The sequence below is a fragment of the Methylobacterium sp. E-045 genome, from assembly GCF_022829685.1.
In the GTDB taxonomy this organism is placed as follows: domain Bacteria; phylum Pseudomonadota; class Alphaproteobacteria; order Rhizobiales; family Beijerinckiaceae; genus Methylobacterium.
This window is the reverse complement of record NZ_JAKSYE010000060.1, coordinates 21,063-37,446: the sequence shown is the minus strand read 5'-3', so window position 1 is coordinate 37,446 and position 16,384 is coordinate 21,063. Positions and strand designations below refer to the sequence as shown.

At 66.8% G+C, this 16,384-nt stretch carries 17 protein-coding genes; 6 read left to right on the top strand and 11 right to left on the bottom strand.

Features of this window, described 5'->3' with window-relative positions:
• Positions 1–12 precede the first annotated feature (12 nt).
• On the top strand, positions 13–1,305 hold the full coding sequence (locus MKK51_RS07690; protein ID WP_243976134.1) for a voltage-gated chloride channel family protein: 1,293 nt from the start codon (positions 13–15) through the stop codon (positions 1,303–1,305).
• A 101-nt stretch (positions 1,306–1,406) separates the two neighbouring features.
• Here MKK51_RS07690 and MKK51_RS07685 read toward each other — a convergent pair whose 3' ends face one another.
• Positions 1,407–1,673 carry a DUF2312 domain-containing protein gene (locus MKK51_RS07685; protein ID WP_243976098.1) on the bottom strand — a complete coding sequence of 89 codons (267 nt, stop codon included), beginning with the start codon at positions 1,671–1,673 and terminating at the stop codon, positions 1,407–1,409.
• A 164-nt stretch (positions 1,674–1,837) separates the two neighbouring features.
• Positions 1,838–2,146, bottom strand: a complete 309-nt coding sequence (locus tag MKK51_RS07680) for a DUF1244 domain-containing protein (protein WP_243976095.1) — start codon at positions 2,144–2,146, stop codon at positions 1,838–1,840.
• A 353-nt stretch (positions 2,147–2,499) separates the two neighbouring features.
• Between MKK51_RS07680 and MKK51_RS07675 the strand changes: the two genes are divergently transcribed.
• Positions 2,500–2,772 (top strand): hypothetical protein, encoded by a 273-nt coding sequence (locus tag MKK51_RS07675; protein WP_243976093.1) that lies wholly within the window; start codon positions 2,500–2,502, stop codon positions 2,770–2,772.
• A gap of 85 nt (positions 2,773–2,857) precedes the next feature.
• Here MKK51_RS07675 and MKK51_RS07670 read toward each other — a convergent pair whose 3' ends face one another.
• Positions 2,858–3,604 (bottom strand): N-formylglutamate amidohydrolase, encoded by a 747-nt coding sequence (locus MKK51_RS07670; protein WP_243976092.1) that lies wholly within the window; start codon positions 3,602–3,604, stop codon positions 2,858–2,860.
• A 205-nt stretch (positions 3,605–3,809) separates the two neighbouring features.
• Between MKK51_RS07670 and MKK51_RS07665 the strand changes: the two genes are divergently transcribed.
• Positions 3,810–5,138 carry a glycerate kinase gene (locus MKK51_RS07665; protein WP_243976090.1) on the top strand — a complete coding sequence of 443 codons (1,329 nt, stop codon included), beginning with the start codon at positions 3,810–3,812 and terminating at the stop codon, positions 5,136–5,138.
• A 40-nt stretch (positions 5,139–5,178) separates the two neighbouring features.
• A complete protein-coding gene (locus tag MKK51_RS07660) occupies positions 5,179–5,610 on the top strand; it encodes a DUF1036 domain-containing protein (protein WP_409565640.1) in 432 nt (143 codons plus the stop codon).
• Here the strand turns inward: MKK51_RS07660 and MKK51_RS27370 are convergent.
• A complete protein-coding gene (locus tag MKK51_RS27370) occupies positions 5,579–7,072 on the bottom strand; it encodes a glycosyltransferase family 61 protein (protein ID WP_243976088.1) in 1,494 nt (497 codons plus the stop codon). The two genes, MKK51_RS07660 and MKK51_RS27370, sit on opposite strands and share 32 nt — an antisense overlap.
• A 44-nt stretch (positions 7,073–7,116) precedes the next feature.
• On the bottom strand, positions 7,117–7,422 hold the full coding sequence (locus MKK51_RS07650) for a hypothetical protein (RefSeq protein WP_243976086.1): 306 nt from the start codon (positions 7,420–7,422) through the stop codon (positions 7,117–7,119).
• Between the two features lie 209 nt (positions 7,423–7,631).
• On the opposite strand from MKK51_RS07650, the gene pyk reads away from it, so the two are divergent.
• Positions 7,632–9,068, top strand: coding sequence for a pyruvate kinase (pyk, locus tag MKK51_RS07645; protein WP_243976085.1), 1,437 nt, complete (start codon positions 7,632–7,634; stop codon positions 9,066–9,068).
• A gap of 7 nt (positions 9,069–9,075) precedes the next feature.
• On the opposite strand, the gene MKK51_RS07640 is transcribed toward pyk, so the two are convergent.
• The 5 genes from MKK51_RS07640 to MKK51_RS07620 form a co-directional block, all read right to left on the bottom strand.
• Positions 9,076–10,089, bottom strand: coding sequence for an alpha/beta fold hydrolase (locus MKK51_RS07640; RefSeq protein WP_243976084.1), 1,014 nt, complete (start codon positions 10,087–10,089; stop codon positions 9,076–9,078).
• A gap of 6 nt (positions 10,090–10,095) precedes the next feature.
• On the bottom strand, positions 10,096–10,719 hold the full coding sequence (locus MKK51_RS07635) for a hypothetical protein (RefSeq protein WP_409565639.1): 624 nt from the start codon (positions 10,717–10,719) through the stop codon (positions 10,096–10,098).
• An 81-nt stretch (positions 10,720–10,800) separates the two neighbouring features.
• Positions 10,801–10,926, bottom strand: a complete 126-nt coding sequence (gene ykgO / locus MKK51_RS07630; protein WP_003601867.1) for a type B 50S ribosomal protein L36 — start codon at positions 10,924–10,926, stop codon at positions 10,801–10,803.
• 231 nt (positions 10,927–11,157) lie between these two features.
• Positions 11,158–12,501: an HlyD family type I secretion periplasmic adaptor subunit gene (locus MKK51_RS07625; RefSeq protein WP_243976083.1), complete on the bottom strand. Its 1,344-nt coding sequence runs from the start codon at positions 12,499–12,501 to the stop codon at positions 11,158–11,160.
• Positions 12,501–14,261: a type I secretion system permease/ATPase gene (locus tag MKK51_RS07620; RefSeq protein WP_313898801.1), complete on the bottom strand. Its 1,761-nt coding sequence runs from the start codon at positions 14,259–14,261 to the stop codon at positions 12,501–12,503. Before MKK51_RS07620 ends, MKK51_RS07625 begins: the two co-directional genes overlap by 1 nt.
• A 384-nt stretch (positions 14,262–14,645) precedes the next feature.
• Here MKK51_RS07620 and MKK51_RS07615 point away from each other — a divergent pair, with 384 nt between their 5' ends.
• Positions 14,646–15,059, top strand: coding sequence for a PilZ domain-containing protein (locus MKK51_RS07615; protein ID WP_243976081.1), 414 nt, complete (start codon positions 14,646–14,648; stop codon positions 15,057–15,059).
• A gap of 30 nt (positions 15,060–15,089) precedes the next feature.
• On the opposite strand, the gene MKK51_RS07610 is transcribed toward MKK51_RS07615, so the two are convergent.
• The gene (locus tag MKK51_RS07610) at positions 15,090–16,325 is read right to left on the bottom strand and encodes a DUF1501 domain-containing protein (protein ID WP_243976080.1); all 1,236 of its coding nucleotides are present in this window, start codon (positions 16,323–16,325) and stop codon (positions 15,090–15,092) included.
• Positions 16,326–16,384: the final 59 nt, after the last annotated feature.

The following is a 16,384-nucleotide window of genomic DNA, read 5'->3' as shown; positions in this document are numbered from 1 at the left end:
AAGCGCGCCACGATGGTCCGCGTGGGCTGGGTCGTCGCGTTCGCCCGCTGGGCGGTGATCCTCGTGCCGATGGCGGCGGCGGTGGGCTCCCTCTGCGCGGCCTTTCTCTGGTGCCTCGACGCCGCCACGAACGCCCGCTTCGCGCATCCCTGGCTGCTGTTCCTGCTGCCGGTCGGCGGGTTGGCCATCGGCCTTCTCTACCACCGCGTCGGGCGTGGCGTGGAGGGCGGCAACAACCTCGTCGTCGATCAGATCCATGAGCCCGGTGGCGGCGTTCCCCTGCGCATGGCGCCCCTGATCTTTCTCGGGACCGTGGTGACCCATCTCTTCGGCGGGTCCGCCGGCCGTGAGGGCACGGCGGTGCAGCTCGGCGCCAGCCTGGCCAGCGCCATCGGACGGCTGGCGCGGCTCGATCCGGCGGGTACGCGCATCGTCCTCATGGCGGGCGTGGCGGCGGGGTTCGGGGCGGTGTTCGGCACGCCCATCGCCGGGGCCGTCTTCGCCCTCGAAGTCCTGGCCATCGGCCGGATGGAATATGCCGCTCTGATCCCCTGCCTGCTCGCCTCCGTCATCGGCGACTGGGCCTGCCAGGCCTGGGGCATCCATCATTCGCTGTTCCGCATCGCCTATCTGGCGGATGCGACCGGCCCCATCGCCCTCGATCCGATCCTGCTGGCGAAAGTCGCCGTCGCGGGCATCGCCTTCGGGCTCGCGGCCCTCGTCTTCGCCGAGGCCAATCACATCCTCGGCGGGTGGTTGAAGCGCCTGATACCCTACGCCCCCCTGCGCCCCGTCCTCGGCGGCCTGGCGGTGATCGGCCTCGTCTACGCGCTGGGCACCCGCGACTATCTCGGCCTCGGCGTCACTGCGCCGGATGCGGGGGGCTTGAGCATCGCGAGCTTCTTCGGCCCGGAGGTCCATCCCTGGTCCTGGGCCTGGAAGATCCTCTTCACCGTCGTCACCCTGGCCGCGGGCTTCAAGGGCGGCGAGGTGACGCCGCTGTTCTTCATCGGCGCCGCCCTCGGCAATGCCCTTGGCGGATGGATGGGAGCGCCCCTCGACCTGATGGCGGCGCTGGGCTTCGTGGCGGTGTTCGCGGGCGCGGCCAACACGCCCCTCGCCTGCACGCTGATGGGGATCGAACTGTTCGGGGCGACGCATGGGGTCGCCATGGCGGTCGCCTGCTTTGCCGCCTATGCCTGTTCGGGGCATCACGGCATCTACTTGTCGCAGCGCATCGCCGTCTCAAAGGGGGGCGCCGTCGAGCCGGGTTCCACCCTGCGCGAGGCACGGACCCGGCGCTGAGGCGGCGGGAGGCGCCGAGGACCTCCCGCCCGCGTGGCACGTCGTGTCGTGGCTGTGGCCGTAGGCGCGGGAGGCACGCGCCCGCACGCGGCGATGTCGGCCTACACCATGCCGAGGGCCTGCATGTAGAGTTCCAGGATCGCCTCTTCCTCCTGGCGCTCGGCATGGTCCTTCTTGCGCAGGGAGATGATCTTGCGCAGGGCCTTCACGTCGAAGCCGGTGCCCTTGGCCTCGGAGTAGACGTCCTTGATATCGCCGGCGAGGCCGGCCTTCTCCTCCTCCAGGCGCTCGATGCGCTCGATGAAGCTCTTGAGCTGGTCGGCGGCAACCGAGGAGGCATCGACGGCGGGTGCGGCGGAAGCGGCCATGAGCGTCTCAATTCCTGATCTGACGCGCATCGGGTCGGATGCGCCGGAGGAGGCTGGTTAAGCGATCACGCTTACCGGAAGCTTAGAGTGCCTCACAAAACTCCCGGTCTCGGTGTGGTCTCGCTCGGAGCACGACGGCGCATCGGCAGTTTTGTGAGAGACACTCAGTGCGGCTCGGCTTGCGCCTTTGAAAACGCTGCCTGTTGCTCGGGCGTGGCCTCGGCCTGGTTCAGCCGCTTCCATTCCTCATAGGGCATTCCGTAGACGCGTTCACGGCTCTCGTCCTTGCTGAGGTCGAGGCCGCGCTCGTCGGCGGCGTCCTTCATCCAGTTCGACAGACAGTTGCGGCAGAAGCCGGCCATGTTCATCAGGTCGATGTTCTGCACGTCGCCGCGCTTCTGAAGATGCGCCACGAGGCGGCGGAAGACCGCGGCTTCGAGCTCGGTCCGGGTGGCGGGGTCGATCTCGGTCATGGTCGGATCCTTGTCATGGGGCGTGCGGTCGGGTGCTGCCGCGTCCGCTGCAGGATACACCATCGCTGTCATGCGGTCCCGTCTCCGAGCGGGGGGCGATCACGGCCTTCGAGCCGGTACCACGGCGCGTCCCCGCCTGCGGCCCCCGCGGGCGACAGCCACGGCGGTCCCTGCCGCCCGCTGCGTGCAACCGGCGCAGGGCCAAGCTCCTCATGGGCACTCGTCAGTCGTCTCGTGCATGGGGTGCCAAATCGCACGACATTGCGACGGAGGTCGTCCTATGTTGGGTCTATACAAGAACTCACGGCCCACCGCCCTATGACGGAGACCGCGACATCTAATAGGACTCAGTCATGAAGACCCGTCTTGCTTCCGCTATTGCTGCCGTTGTCTTGAGCGCGGCCGCTGTCGCTTCTCCCGCCCTGGCCCAGAGCTACACGGCTCCTGCCGGTATCTCGGCCAACGCGGCTCCCGGCTATGCCGACCGTCAGGTCCTCATCGATGACGATCTGACCACGGGCTCGGTCGTCAGCCGGCGCGACAGCGATTCCGCCCAGGAAGGCAATGCCGAGCATAATAGCTTCCCGGTCTGGCAGTACGGCCGCACCTCCGGCGGCCCCCGCTAAACCCGGACCTTACGACGATGACGAAAGCGGCGGGGCGTGAGCTCCGCCGCCTTCGTCTGTGTTGGGTGTCGGCTCACGATGACGGTCAGCCCCGTGTCGGCATCAGCGGCCGGAGGAGCTTGGCGAAGCGTGCGGCCCATTCGATCTGGCCCGGCTCCTCGGCGATGAGATCCTGCCGGATCTCCACCAGGGCATTGGGCAGGCCGCGGGCGATGGCGTGGCGGTCAATCGTGTCGCCCGGCAGGCCGCCGCCATAGGGCTCGTTGTCGCCCACCGTCAGCCCGGCGGGATCGGCGCGCAGGCCGGCGATGAGGGGCGCGCTCATGCGGTCGTCCCCGTCCCAGAGGATGCCCACGTGCCAGGGCCGCATGTATCCCCGCCAGGACGCCGTGAAACTGTGCATCGTCACGATGGAGGGTGGCACGCAAGCCGCCATGGCCTGTGCCACGGCCGCATCCACCGCCTCGTCGAACGGCACGTAGAAGCGCCGGATGCGCTCCTCTTTTCCGGCCTCGTCGATGCGGGCGTTGCCCGGCACCACGGCACCGTCCGACAGGCGCATGACCAAAGTCGGGTCCTCCCGCCCCCGGTTGGGATCGATGACGAGGCGCGAGAACCGCGTGAGGATGGCCGGCACGCCCAGATGCGCCGCCAGACGTCGGGTGACCTCGGCCGCGCCGATATCGTAGGCGATGTGACGCGCGAATTCCCGTTCCGGAACGCCGAGCTGCGCCAGATCCTCGGGAACGTGATTCGAGGCATGCTCGCAGATGAGGAGGAGCCCCAGGGCGGGATTGCCGGGAATCGTCTCGACGGGATGCGGCGGAAACATGTGGCGGACACGGTCCTTCGGGGCCGATCGGGAGGAAATCCCCCTCGGCAGGCAGGAAACACGCCGCCGGTCGCGTCATCGCACGCTTGCCGAGGCGGCAGGGCTCGGGCACAGCACGTATAGGCGATCGCGCCGCCACGGCAACAATCCGGCGGACAAGCAATCCGGCCCGCGCGATCGGACCTCGATAAGACACGGACACGCCATGACCGCGCCTTCAGACGCCTCGCCCGCTTCCTCTCCTTCGTCCCACGACGCCGCTCGCGGCCTGCTTCTCGGCTTCCTCGACGAGGCGATCGCCGCCGCGCATCCGTCCCGCTGCCTGGTGCCGCACCTGCCCGCCCCCGGGACGGGACGGCTGATCATCCTCGGTGCCGGCAAGGCCGGCGGCAGCATGGCCGCCGTGGCGAGCCGGTTCTACCGGGAGCAGCACGGCGTCGACGAGAGCCGCATCGTCGGCCTGGCGGTGGCCCGTCACGGCTACGGCGAGGAGGCGCCGATGATCCGCATGGTCGAGGCCGGGCACCCGGTGCCGGACCAGGCCGGCATCGACGCCACCATCGACGCCCTGAAGATCGCGGCCGATGCCGGTCCGGAGGACGACGTGCTCGTGCTGCTCTCGGGCGGCGGTTCGGCCAACTGGATCGCGCCCGCCGGCGACCTCACCCTTACCGAGAAACAGGCGGTCACCAAGGCGCTGCTGCGCTCGGGCGCGCCGATCAACGAGATCAACGCGGTGCGCAAGCACCTTTCCCGGATCAAGGGCGGACGTCTCGCCATGATGGCCCGCAACGCCCGCTCGATCCTGACCCTGGCCATCTCCGACGTACCGCACGACGATCCGGCGGTCATCGCCTCGGGACCGACCGTGCCCGATCCCTCGACCCTCGCCGACGCCCGCGCGATCTGCGAGCGCCGCAACATCCCCCTGCCGGAGACCGCCAAGGCGCTCCTCAACGACCCGGCCAACGAGACCCCGAAGGCAGGCGACCCCTCCTTCGCCCGAGCCGAGTACCGCATCATCGCCCGTCCCATCGACGCTTTGAACGCTGCGTCCGAAGCGGCCAAGCGCGCCGGCTACGAGATCGTGATGCTCGGCCCCGATGTGGAAGGCGAGGCCCGTGAGGTCGCGGCGGAACACGCCGCCCTCGCTAAGGAGATGAAGGCGGCCGGCCGCAAGGTGGCGATCATCTCCGGCGGCGAACTCACCGTGACCATCGTCGGCGAGGGCCATGGCGGCCCGAACCAGGAATACGCCCTCGCCCTCGCCCTCGGCCTCGACGGCGAATCCGGCATTCTCGGCATCGCCGCCGATACCGACGGCACCGATGGCGGACGCGGCGAGGCCACCGATCCGGCCGGCGGTCTCGTCGACCCGACGACCCTGGCGCGTGCCCGTGCCGCCGGCCTCGATCCCGCTGCGATGCTCGCGGACAATGATTCGACGAAGTTCTTCGCCACGATCGGCGATCTCGTCCAGCCAGGTCCCACGCGCACCAATGTCAACGATTGCCGCATCATCCTCGTCGGCTAACGGCGTGAACCGTTGCCCACAGGCCCCCTCCCCGCCGCGCGTGGGGAGGGGAAAGGGTCTCCGGCTCGCCCCCGCGCTGGCCGTTCTGTTCCTCACCGCCGCGCCCGCCCGCGCCGATCTGCGCATGTGCAACCAGACCGCCAGCAAGGTCGGCATCTCGCTGGGCTATCGCGATACGCAGGGCTGGGTGACGGAAGGATGGTGGGACGTGGCGCCCAAAGGGTGCGAAACCCTGCTGCGCGGCGCCCTGGCGGCGCGGTTCTATTACGTCTACGCGGTGGACTATACCCGCGGCGGCGAGTGGAACGGCCGCTCGCTCATGTGCACCCGCGACACCGAATTCACGATACGCGGCGTCGAGGATTGTCTCGCACGAGGCTACGACCGCAACGGCTTCTACGAGGTCGATACCGGCGAGCAGAAGAGCTGGACGATCCAGCTCACCGACCCGAGCCAGCCGGCTGTGCCTTGAGAGTCTTCTTGAGGAAAGTCGTGAAAGCCGGCAGATCGACAGTCCATGCATCAAAGCCTGGATGCTGGGGTTCGAGCCACGCGGAATATCGATGGCCCTTGACGATTGAAAGGCGAGCGTAATTGAAACGCAGCTGGTACGTCCCCTCCATGATCGGAAGGATCTCGATCACTTGAAGGCCGGGGTTCGCGACAATGATGTGAGATAATCCAGCGCCGTGAGGGGACATGATGACCGAGGCATGCCGGGCGATAGCGAATTGGTGCCAGAGAGGGATCTTTGAGAACTCCATCACGGTGAATCCGAGCTTTCTCGCTACGGCTTCCACATTAGCTTCATTCTTCATCACACGCCGGGCGGCGTCTCGTCGTGTCACGTAGACGCGATCCGGTAGTTCAGCGGAGTTGCTTGCGGCCAAGGTGCTCGCGCGTTCACCAAGTTCTTCGTAGATGCTGTCTAGATGGCGCCATCCTGACATGCCACGGAAACCGACCCGCGCGACCAACAGGCGTTCGACGAAGACCGATCTGTCTAGCTTTTGGACTGCATTTCCAAGCTCGAGCATTTCGAGAGTATCTTGCTCGAAGCTGGACCGCGCAGCGTTGAGAAGGATTTTGCACCCCTCATTTTCGATCAAATCACTGCTTTTGAGCCATGCTAGTCTTGGAAGATAATCAATGAGCCAATGATATATTCCGCGGCTTCCACGATTGAGACCAAGCGCGAGCGGTATATTCTCCGCTTGGGTCCTGTCGGTGACATCGAGGGGGAACCCCTTCGAAACGACGATCGCTTTGTTCTCGGTCCAAATTTGCCCGGATGGATGGGTGAAAACGTTCCTGTACTCAGAAACTGTGGGTTTCAGGGGGCGTGCAATGAGCCGATTGAATATCGCAACTTCACGTTTCAAACCCTTGAGGTGAATCGCATCAGTGTTGGACGATGCAACGAGCTTGACGCTACCGAAAACTTCCTGAGCAGGCTGAGGAGCAAATGTCAGTTTAGATACAGTTGGTTTTATCGACGATCCGCCTCCACTCACCTTCGCGACCAGATCAAGAAGCTCACGTTTGAGCTTGGCGTCGCGCAGGTTCTTAAAAACGAGGCCAGTCGACTTGAGAAAACGTGTCGTATCGTGAAGGGATGACGTGTCTATGAGTAGGCGGGCCGCCAGATGTGCGCGCTTGTTAACAGCAAGTTGCCGCACAGTCGCAAACTTTACCGCTTGCGGAAGCGCTGCGTTGGGAAGATCCTTCAAGATGCGGCCGATAATATCGTCATCGGCAAGAATAAAGGCAGCCTGCAGGCGTTGAAGAAGCAGCTGTGGTTGTTGTGTAATCAGCTCGGGGTTGTCAGTGATTGCTATTACCTGATCCCAGCGATTGGCCGCTGCCTCGTCGCGGCAGGTCCTTACTGCTTCTCGTGCGCGACTAATAGATTTGGAAGGGGCGCCAAATAGCACTGATCACTAATCCTGTTCTTAATCGAAAATTTGGCCGAGGAGATTCAGGATTTTCCCGCATCGGACGTGCGGCTAGCAATACGCTTCTGTTTACGTTCCGCCTTCCGAGCCTCAATGTGAGCGTCCTTGCGCACTTTTATGCGGGCTTGGCGCTTCAGTTCGGCTTTTTCCGAACGAGGAGGGGTATGTTGTTCGTTCATCGAACTCACTCCTGTCCAATCTCGACCCAAACCCGACTGGGCGTCCGGCATTGCACGTGCGAGGTACAGCATGCCGGACAATTCTGTAAACCCGAACACCTTTCCGCAGCAGGTGATTTTGGGTTGGCAAGGTTCGAGTGTCGAGCCCATGATTCCCGCATATCGTCTCGCAGCTTGCGAAGCCGGCGAACGTGCCCTTCAGTCACATTGGCTCCATAGGCGGCAGCTACCCCCTCGGTGAGGCCGGAGAGAACAAGTCTCAGCAGCTTGACGTGTATGCCGTCGCAGTGCTTCTGGCCCCCCTACCCACAATCGGCCGATCGAAACCGACGGGTATCCTCGAAAAATTGGAGACCGGAGTGAAACGCTCGCGCCGCACGAAGATCATCGCCACCCTCGGTCCGGCTTCCGATACGCCGGAGATGATCGAGAAGCTGTTCCGCGCCGGTGCGGACGTGTTCCGGCTCAACATGAGCCATCTTCCGCGCGAGAAATTGCCCGAGAAGATCGAGGTGATCCGCACCATCGAGCGCGAGCTGCGCCGGCCCATCGCGGTGCTGGTGGATCTCCAGGGGCCGAAACTGCGGGTCGCCGCCTTCGCCGAGGGCAGCGCGATCCTCGAGAACGGGGCCTCCTTCGTCCTCGATTCGGATCCGACCCCGGGCGACATCCATCGGGTCTACCTGCCGCATCCCGAGATTCTCTCGGCTCTGGAGCCCGGCCACGTCGTCATCATCGACGACGGAAAGCTGCGCCTGGTCGTGACCGACGTCTCCGAGGGACGCGCGGTGACGGAGGTCGTCATCGGCGGCAGGATCTCCAACCGCAAGGGCGTGTCCCTGCCCGACACCGTGATCCCGGTGGCGGCGATGACGGAGAAGGATCGCGGCGACCTCGAGGCCGGGCTCAATGCCGGGGCGGACTGGATCGCGGTCTCCTTCGTCCAGCGCCCCGAGGACGTGGCCGAGGTGAAGAAGGTCGCCGCCGGCCGTGCCCTGGTCATGGCCAAGATCGAGAAGCCGCAGGCCCTCACCCGCCTCGACGAGATCATCGAGATCTCCGACGGCATCATGGTGGCGCGCGGCGATCTTGGTGTGGAGATGCCGCTGGAGCAGGTGCCCGGCGTGCAGAAGCGGATCACGCGTGGGGCCCGTCGTCTCGGCAAGCCCGTCGTGGTCGCGACGCAGATGCTCGAATCGATGATCACCGCCCCGGTGCCGACGCGCGCCGAGGTCTCGGACGTGGCGACCGCCGTCTACGAGGGCGCCGATGCGGTGATGCTCTCGGCGGAGAGCGCGTCCGGCGCCTTCCCCATCGAGGCGATCTCGATGATGAGCCGCATCGCCGAGCAGGTGGAGCGCGACGCCCTCTATTGGACGATCCTCACGGCGCAGCGCTCCGAGCCCGACGCCACCGCGTCGGACGCCATCGCGGCGGCCGCCCATCAGATGGTCGACGCTCTCGGCCTCTCCGCCATCATGGCCTGGACGCATTCGGGATCGACGGCCCTGCGCCTGGCCCGCTCGCGGCCCAATGCCACGATCATCGCGCTGACCCCGAAGCGCGAGACCGCCCGGCGCCTGGCGATGTGCTGGGGCACGCATCCGATCGTCACCAACGATGCCAGCGACGTGGACGACATGGCGTTCCGCGCGGCGAAATTCGCCGTTCGCGAGCGATTCGCCGAGATCGGTGATCGCGTCATCGTGGTGGCCGGCGTGCCGTTCGGGACGCCGGGCGCCACCAACCTGGTGCGGATCGCCTTCGTCACCCGCGATCACGCCGCAAGAGCCTGATCGACTGTCAGGGCGCGACGGGTGCCTGTCCCGTCGCGCCGATCCGGACGGCGAGCCCTTCGACGGCATCCACGAGGGCGTCCGTCGCCATGTAGGGCACCATGTGACCGATGCCCGGCAGGAGAACGAGCCGGGCGCCGGGGATGATTCTGGCGAGGGGTTCGGCATGCCGCGTCGACGGAACGGCCGCATCCGCATCGCCGGAGACGATGACCGTCGGTACGGCGATGGTCCCATAGCGCGGCGCCTGGGCCGCCAGGGCGGCGGGCAGGCCGATCAGGTCTTCGAGATTCGCGAGCATCGTCGGAGGGCGCAGCACCAGGGCCGAGCGGCTGCGCTCGAGATAGTCCCCGGGGAGTTCCTGTGGCCGGAAGGCCGCACGACCCGCGCGCTCCAGATAATAGAGGCCGAGCGGCGTCGCGACGGTGCGGCTGAGCAGCCAGGCCACCGGAGGCTTCAGCGCGAGGCGGTAATACCACGGCAGGGGCGGCATGGCGGAAAACGGCATCGCCACCGGCGCCACGAGCACGAGGCCCGAGACGACCTCCGGATGGTCGAGGGCGATGGCGGTGGCGAGGGCGCCGGACCAGGAATGGCCGAGCAGGATCACGGGGCCCGTCCCCATCCGCCCGATCGCCTGCGCGATCGCATGGCCCTGCGCCGCCGGGCTCGCCCCTTCACGACCGCCGATGCGGTCGCTCCAGCCGTATCCGGGCCTGTCGAAGGCGATCACGCGAAAGCCGCTCTCGCCGAGCCTGCGGCCGACACCCTCCATCGGGTCGGCCGCGTTGGCGGAGGCTCCGTGCAGGAGCACGACGGTCCCCTTCGACGACGCCTTCGGGCCGGCCTCGATGGTGGCGAGCCGCCCGCCATCCACCTCGATGAAAGGCCCTTGCGGCGGAAACCGGGTGCCGACCCGCAGGGTGACGATCAGGGTGACGAGGGCTCCGGCCGCGAGCACGCTGACGATCAGCCCGAGCATCGCGCCCGCGATCAGTCCTAGCCAGTGCAGACCCATCATGTCCGGCTAGAGATCCCGCCCGTCGATCTCCGGCGCCAATCGATCGATGGCGCTCTGAAGCTTCTCCATGCGCGGATAGATGGCGGAGGCGCGGCGGAAGGCGTCCAAGGCGCGACGCTTGTCGTCCATGGAGAGATAGATCCGCCCCAGCGCCGCCCAGGCTTCGTAATGCCGTGGTTCCAGCACCAGTGTCCGCTGGAGATCTGCCACGGCGTTGGTCTGGTCGGTGAGCAGCCAGAACACCGTGGCCCGCCGGTTCCAGCCCTCGGCCCATTGCGGTTCGAGATGGGTGGCGCGGTCCATCAACTCGACGGCGAGGGCGTAGTCGCGGCCCGACATCGCCTGTCGGGCGCGTTCCGTGAGAAGGTCGGCGGTGGCGCTGCCGGAGCGGCCGAGGCGCTGCTCAATCAGGCGGGAGATGCCCTTGGCCTCGGCATCGTCCTCGGAGGCCTTCAGCCGGGCATAGAGGTCATCGAGGCTCGGCGCCTGCGCCTTCTTGGGCGCATCGCCGCTCTCTCTGCCCTGGCTCGCCGGCGGCAGAGCGATGGCCGGCGACATCCCGAACAAAAAAAACGCGGCGCTCAGGAGCGCAGCGGTGACAAGAGTGCCGAGGGGCCGGGACAGCGTCATGACAGCGAGCTTCCTCGCCCTTCACGCCGCCGTCAACAGGCAGGCTTGACGCGGCTGCCGAATACCCGGCAGCCCGCAGTCTCAGCCCTGGCGGGCCTTGAAGCGCTTCTGCGTCTTGTTGATGACGTAGACGCGGCCCTTGCGGCGCACGAGCTGGTTGTCGCGGTGACGGCCACGGAGGGACTTGAGGGAGTTGCGAATCTTCATCGGTCTCACGTCGGCCGGGTTTGAGCCCGCCGCCTGTCCATAGGGTCTCGGGAACGAGGCACCTCGGTAAGGCGTCCTCGGCGATGGCAGTTCACGCATCGCGGAAAGGCGGTTGCCATATCAGGCTTGAGCGCCTGAAGGCAAGGTGCAACCGACCTGCCGGGGATGCGGATTCTTCAAACTCTCGCCCCGGCGCACGGCCGGGGCCTCATCCTTCGCCGTTCGGAGCCGTCAGCGCTCGCGCCAGGCCTTGGCGATCTGGTCCGTCAGGGGCTTCGTCAGGTAGGAGAGGACCGAGCGGTCCCCGAGCTGCATGAAGGCTTCCACGGGCATGCCGGGCACGAGCTGGACCTTGCCGAGGCGCCCCAGCTGATCCTCCGTCATGCGGATGCGCGCGGTGTAGTAGGTTATCCCCGTCTTGGGATCCTGGGACACGTCGGCCGAAACGCGGCTCACGACCCCGTCGATCTCCGGCGTCGTGCGCTGGTTGAAGGCCGCGAAGCGCAGGATCGCCCGCTGGTCCACGCGCACGTTGTCGATGTCCTGCGGCTGGATCTTCACCTCGACGATCAGCTTGTCGGCATCGGGCACGATCAGCATGGCCGGCTCGCTGGGAACGACGAGGCCGCCGATCGTATGCACCGTCAGCTGGTGCACCGTGCCGTCCTGAGGCGAGCGCATGTCGATGCGCTTGAGCTGGTCCTCGGCGGCGATTCGCTTCTCCACATATTCCGACCAGCGGCCGCGAATCTCGGCGAGCTCCTTGCCGGTCTCCGTGCGCATGTCCTGGTCGATCTGGAAGATCTGCAGCTCGATCTCGGTGATCTTGCCCTTGGCCGAAGCGGTGGAGGCGATGAGCTGCCCGCGCTCGCCCTGCAGGCGGGCGCCGTCGCGTTCGAGGGCGGTGACCCGCGAGAGCGGCACGAGGTTCTTGCCGTAGAGTTCACGTACGCCTTTCAGCTCGGTCCCGATCAGCGCCGTCTCCCGCTCCTTGGCGGAGGCCTGCTCGGTGAGCCCCTTGATCTCCTCGCCAAGCTGCGAGACGCGCTCGCGCAGCTGCGCCTTCTGGCCTTCACGACCGGCGACGCGTGCCTGGAACAGGCGGGTTTCGCTATCGACCAGGTGGGCGACGGACGGATCCTTGGCCTTACGGGCCAGGAGGTCCGGCGGGAAGGTGATCTCGGACGCGCCGTCGCGCTCGGCCTCGTCCCGCGCCCGACGGGCCGCGAACTCATCGAGCGCCTTCAGGATGATGTCGAGATTGGCGCGGGTCTGGGTTTCGTCCAGCCGAATCAGGATGTCGCCCGCTTTTACCCGCGCGCCCTCCTTCACCCGTAACTCCCCGACGACGCCGCCGGTGGGGTGCTGGACCTTCTTCACGTCCGATTCGACCATGAGCTGACCCGGCGCGATCACGGCACCCGAAATCATCGTGAAGGTGGCCCAGCCTCCGACCCCGATGACGAGGACGGCGCCGATCCCGATCGCCGCGGCGAGGTGACGGCGGATCGATCCATTGGCGGTGGGGCGGATCGGAGCGGCGGGGAGTCCGCTGGGCGACACTGCGATGGCCATCACGCGCTCTCCTGCAGGGTGGCGACGTTCGCGCCTGTTCTTTGTGCGGCGACCGGCTCGGCGCCGGGAGCCGGAGTCGACCGGAGGACGCGCTTGAGCACCTCGTTCTTGGGGCCGAAGGCCTGGGCGCGCCCGTCGGCCATCATCAGGATCATGTCGACGGCCGCCAGGGCACTGGGGCGGTGCGCCACGACGATGCAGATGCCGCCGCGCTGCCGTACCCCGACGATCGCCTGGGTCAGGGCGTTCTCGCCCTCTCCATCGAGGTTCGAGTTCGGTTCGTCGAGCACCACGAGGAAGGGGTCGCCGTAGAGCGCCCTCGCCAGCCCGACCCGCTGGCGCTGACCCGCCGACAGGCCGGCGCCGCCCTCCCCGATCCGGGTGTCGTAGCCTTCCGCCAGACGCAGGATCATCTCATGGATGCCCGCCGATCTGGCCGCCGCGATGACGGCGCCCGATTGTGCATTGGGATCGAACCGGGCGATGTTCTCGGCGATGGTGCCGGCAAACAGCTCCACCTCCTGCGGCAGGAAGCCGATATGAGGTCCGAGATCGGCGCTCGACCATTGGTCGATGGCCGCGCCGTCGATTCTGACCTTGCCGCGCACGGGCGGCCAGACGCCGACGATGGCGCGGACCAGGCTCGACTTGCCCGAGGCGCTCGGGCCGATGATCCCGAGCCCCTGCCCCCGCTGCAGCGAAAGGCTGATGTCCTGCACGACGATGCGCTGGGTTCCCGGCGGTGCGAGGGTAACGTTCTCGGCCACGAGATTCTGCGAGGGAGCGGGCAGAGCGTGGGGCTGTTCGACGGCAGGCAGGCGCGCGAACAGTTCCGAGAGGCGGCCCCAGCTCTGGCGCGCCTGGACGAATCCCTTCCAGTTGGCGATGGCGAGTTCCGCCGGAGCTAGGGCGCGGGCGACGAGGATCGACGAGGCGATGATGACGCCGGCCGAAGCGAGGTTGTTGATGACGAGCCATGCGCCGAGGGCGAGCACCCCCGATTGCAGCGCCATGCGGAACACTTTCGAGCCCGCGCCGAAACCGCTGGCGACATCCGAGACGTTCATCTGCGACTGCATGTAGTCGCGGTTGGCGCCACCCCAGCGATCGGCGAAGCGCCCCTGCATACCCATGGCGGCCAGCACCTCGGCGTTGCGACGTCCGGCTTCCGCCAATCCGTTGCGGCGCATGCCGTGGGCGGTTGCGGTCTGGGTCGGAGCGCGGGTCGATCGATCCGTGGTGAGGGCCAGGACCGCCAGGACCGCCGCGCCCACGAGGGCCGCGATGCCGATGAGAGGGTGGAACAGGAAACAGATGAAGACGTAGATCGGCATCCACGGCAGATCGAAGAAGGCCGAGGGGCCCGTGCCGCCGAGGAAGGCGCGCAACTGGTCGAGGTCGCGCAGGGGCAGCAGCCCGTCGCCCGGGGTCGCGCCCTTCAGGGGGGCCCGCACGACGATGTCGAACACCCGCGCACTGAGCGCTTCGTCCAGCGACGCGCCGACGCGCGCGAGGATGCGCGAGCGGATCGTCTCCAGGACGCCCTGAAATCCGTAGAGGACGAGCGCGAGGATCATGAGGCCGACCAGTGTCGGCACGCTCCGGCTCGGGATGACGCGGTCGTAGACTTCGAGCATGAAGAACGAGCCGGTCAGATACAGAATATTCACCAAGCCGCTCATCACCGCGACGCCGATGAATGCCGTCCGGCAACTTGCCAATGCCGAAATGATCTCGGCTGATTCCCGCCCCTTAGCCACTGCCGCCCCCGCCGTCGCGTTCAATTGTCAAGTTTAGATGGAATGGTAGTCTGTGATACCGTTCGGGAACGGCGGTCCGACACTCGCTCCCTTTATAAGAAAAGCGCGAAGTCGAGAACTCGAAAACATGCTTCTGCGGTTGGATTATGGCCGCCTGTGGCCGGCGAGTCCGTCTCTCGATGCGTTCGCCCCCGGCCCTCGCGCGGCCCCAGGGGGGCGATGAGCCGTTTCCTCCGCCCGCGACGAGACCTTTCGCATGCGGAGAGGAGACGATGCGGTCGACACGGGTGTCTGAGCCCCAGCGGAAACCCCGATCACGCATGGTCCGTAAACGTTCTCGGCCTATACCGGTATGAGAAGCGGTGAAGCGTCGGAGCGTCCTCAGTGCGGTCGGACAAGGAATCTGATAAGGCACCGGAGCCGGTACCGCGGCGCGAGGACCGGAACGCGACCAACTGGATTGCGAACGTCCGGCTTCCCGACGGCCGAGAGATCCCGTGCACCGTCAAGGACGTCTCAAAATCCGGCGCCAAGCTCGGAATCCCAGGCTACCACGCGCTGCCCGAGTCGTTCCTGCTCCGCATCATCGGCCGGGACTTCGTCTGCATGGTGAAGCTCGCCTGGAGGCGCGGCGACTATGTCGGCGTCAGGATCGAGCGCGTCGGCAAGGTCGCGCCGCCGCGTGTCCAGGTCGCGGCGCCGGAGCCGGTGACGACTTCCTCGGACCGGCCGCCGACGATCGACGAACCAGGCGGTGTCGGGATTCGTTCGCGCAGGCGGAAACCAACGTCCTTCTGACGCGGGACCGAGGCGGTCTCCGTGATCGCATCAGGCCCGGATCAGGTCCCTCATGCCGGGCGCCTTCTCGCTGCCGGGGAAGATCGTCTCGGAAAGGACCTTCTCCTCGAAGCCGAACTGGTCGATCAGCAGGCCCTTCATCACGGCGCGCAGATCCATCGTCGGCGCGAGGTCGCGGCCTTCGAACAGGGCGTTCTCCTTGAGGCTCGGCCAATCGGCGATCACCCGTCCCCCGGCCACCGCGCCTCCGACGAGGAAAGCCACCGTGGCCGTGCCGTGATCCGTGCCGGAGGAGCCGTTCACATGCACGGTGCGGCCGAATTCGGTGACGATCAGCACCGATGTCTGGGCCCAGGAGGCACCGAGCCCCTCCTTGATCGCCGCCATGCCGGCATCGAGGGAGGCGAGGTTCTTGGCGAGACGCCCCTCATAGGGGCCTTGCGAAGAGTGGGTGTCCCAGCCGTCGAAATTCATCACGGCGATGCGGGGCCCGGTCACCGGTGCCATGAGCGAGGCCGCGGCGCGGGCGGCCGAGGCGAAGCTGTTGGGGCCCCTCAACGGCTGCTTTCCCATGGCCGCCATGCTCGGATCCGAGGCGATGAAGTCGTCGACCTGCACGCCCTCCCGCAGGGCATTGGCCAGGGCCTGATCCTTGTCGTCGTAGAGGGCCTGGAGGCGCATCAGCGTGTCCGCCGCCGCGTAGGGCATCGTCTGTGGTTGCCACGTCTCCACCTGGGCGGGCCCGCGCAGGATCAGTGGCGTCGTCGCGCTCACGGAGAGGGCCTTCGTCGGCCGCAACTCGATGCCCTTGGCCTTGGGAATGAGGGACAGCGCCCGATTGAGCCAGCCGGTATCGATGCCCGCATTCGCGCGGGTCATCCCGTTCTCGAGGACTTGCTGCGCGTCGAAATGCGAGCGGGCGCGATAGGGCGTGGCGACGGCGTGGAACAGCGTGGCCTCGCGCTTGGCATAGAGATCCGCCAGGTTCGGCATCGCCGGGTTGAGCGAGAACAGCGGATCGAGCCGGAACGGCGTGTGCGTCGGAGACAGTTTGAAGTCGGAGCGGATCGCCGCGAATTGCGGATCGCCCACCGGCATCACCGCCGAGAGGCCGTCGAGGCCCCCGCGCAGCACCACCACGAGGAAGCGCGGGTCGCGGCCCGAGGCGGCCCAGACCTTGGGCACATAGGGCCACGCGAAGAGCGCACCGGCGCCGAGCAGGAGGTTGCGGCGGGTCGGCAGGTGGGCGTGTTCCTGAGGGTTCATGGGGTCATCGCCTCTCGACCGGCTAAGCGGGTTTCGCAAACGTGGTCACCGGTTTCGCG

Bases quoted from the DNA above. Each gene is read 5' to 3' on its own strand.
- MKK51_RS07690 (WP_243976134.1), top strand. From the start codon at position 13: ATGGTCCGCGTGGGCTGGGTCGTCGCGTTCGCCCGCTGGGCGGTGATC.
- MKK51_RS07685 (WP_243976098.1), bottom strand. From the start codon at position 1,673: ATGGCCGCTTCCGCCGCACCCGCCGTCGATGCCTCCTCGGTTGCCGCC.
- MKK51_RS07680 (WP_243976095.1), bottom strand. From the start codon at position 2,146: ATGACCGAGATCGACCCCGCCACCCGGACCGAGCTCGAAGCCGCGGTC.
- MKK51_RS07675 (WP_243976093.1), top strand. From the start codon at position 2,500: ATGAAGACCCGTCTTGCTTCCGCTATTGCTGCCGTTGTCTTGAGCGCG.
- MKK51_RS07670 (WP_243976092.1), bottom strand. From the start codon at position 3,604: ATGTTTCCGCCGCATCCCGTCGAGACGATTCCCGGCAATCCCGCCCTG.
- MKK51_RS07665 (WP_243976090.1), top strand. From the start codon at position 3,810: ATGACCGCGCCTTCAGACGCCTCGCCCGCTTCCTCTCCTTCGTCCCAC.
- MKK51_RS07650 (WP_243976086.1), bottom strand. From the start codon at position 7,422: ATGGGCTCGACACTCGAACCTTGCCAACCCAAAATCACCTGCTGCGGA.
- MKK51_RS07640 (WP_243976084.1), bottom strand. From the start codon at position 10,089: ATGATGGGTCTGCACTGGCTAGGACTGATCGCGGGCGCGATGCTCGGG.
- MKK51_RS07635 (WP_409565639.1), bottom strand. From the start codon at position 10,719: ATGACGCTGTCCCGGCCCCTCGGCACTCTTGTCACCGCTGCGCTCCTG.
- ykgO (WP_003601867.1), bottom strand. From the start codon at position 10,926: ATGAAGATTCGCAACTCCCTCAAGTCCCTCCGTGGCCGTCACCGCGAC.
- MKK51_RS07625 (WP_243976083.1), bottom strand. From the start codon at position 12,501: ATGGCCATCGCAGTGTCGCCCAGCGGACTCCCCGCCGCTCCGATCCGC.
- MKK51_RS07610 (WP_243976080.1), bottom strand. From the start codon at position 16,325: ATGAACCCTCAGGAACACGCCCACCTGCCGACCCGCCGCAACCTCCTG.